Raw genomic sequence first — 1,087 nt, 5'->3', positions numbered from 1 at the left:
AAAAAGAGGATTGCTACAATGGCAAAGCTTTCTATCGAAGATCTCGAACTCGCCGGCAAGCGCGTGTTCATCCGTGTTGACTTCAACGTTCCGCAGGACAAGGTGACTGGCGAAATCACCAACACCAAGCGTATCGAAGCCGCTCTCCCGACCATCCAGTACGCTCTCGATCACGGTGCAGCCGTCGTGCTCGCTTCTCACCTGGGACGCCCGAATGGCGAAAAGAACATGAAGTACACGCTCGCTCCGGTTGCCAAGAAGCTCGAAGAACTCATCAAGAAGCCGGTGAAGTTCCTCTCCGACTGCGTGGGTCCGGAAGTCGAAGCCGCCTGCGCCGCTATCAAGCCGGGTGAAATCATCCTCCTCGAAAACCTCCGCTTCCACATCGAAGAAGAAGGCAAGCGCAAGATCAAGAACGCCGATGGCACCGAAACCAAGGAAAAGGCCGACAAGGAAGCCGTGAAGGCCTTCCGCGCAAGCCTTACCAAGCTCGCTGACGTCTACGTGAACGACGCTTTCGGTACCGCTCACCGCGACCACTCCTCCATGACTGGTGTTGAACTTCCGCAGCGCGCTGCCGGTTTCCTCATGAACAAGGAACTCAAGGCATTCGACCAGGTGCTCAACAATCCTCCGCGTCCGTTCCTCGCCATCCTCGGCGGTGCAAAGGTCGCTGACAAGATCCAGCTCATCAACAACCTCCTCGACAAGGCCGACAAGATCATCATCGGCGGTGGCATGGCTTTCACCTTCAAGAAGGTTTTGAACAACATCGAAATCGGTTCTTCTTTGTTTGACGAAGAAGGTGCCAAGCTCGTTCCGGATCTGATGGCCAAGGCCAAGGCTGCTGGCAAGGAAATCATCCTCCCGGTCGACTACATCGCTGCTGACAAGTTCGCTGCCGACGCTGCCACGAAGGCTGTTTCTGACGCCGAAGGCATTCCGGCTGGCTGGATGGGCCTCGATGTGGGCGCTGAATCCACCAAGCTCTTCGTGAACGCTATCAAGTCCGCCAAGACCATCGTCTGGAACGGCCCTGCAGGCGTGTTCGAATTCGAAGCTTTCGAAAAGGCTACCAAGGCTATGG

Annotated in this window: 1 protein-coding gene; it reads left to right on the top strand. The window is 56.1% G+C overall.

Going from position 1 to position 1,087, the window contains the following annotated elements:
- Positions 1–18: 18 nt before the first annotated feature.
- On the top strand, positions 19–1,087 hold a 1,069-nt coding region (pgk, locus tag B2310_RS08075; RefSeq protein ID WP_290730384.1), incomplete at its 3' end, for a phosphoglycerate kinase.

This window comes from Fibrobacter sp. UBA3629, from assembly GCF_002374005.1.
In the GTDB taxonomy this organism is placed as follows: domain Bacteria; phylum Fibrobacterota; class Fibrobacteria; order Fibrobacterales; family Fibrobacteraceae; genus Fibrobacter.
This window is presented reverse-complemented; position numbering and strand designations above follow the sequence as displayed.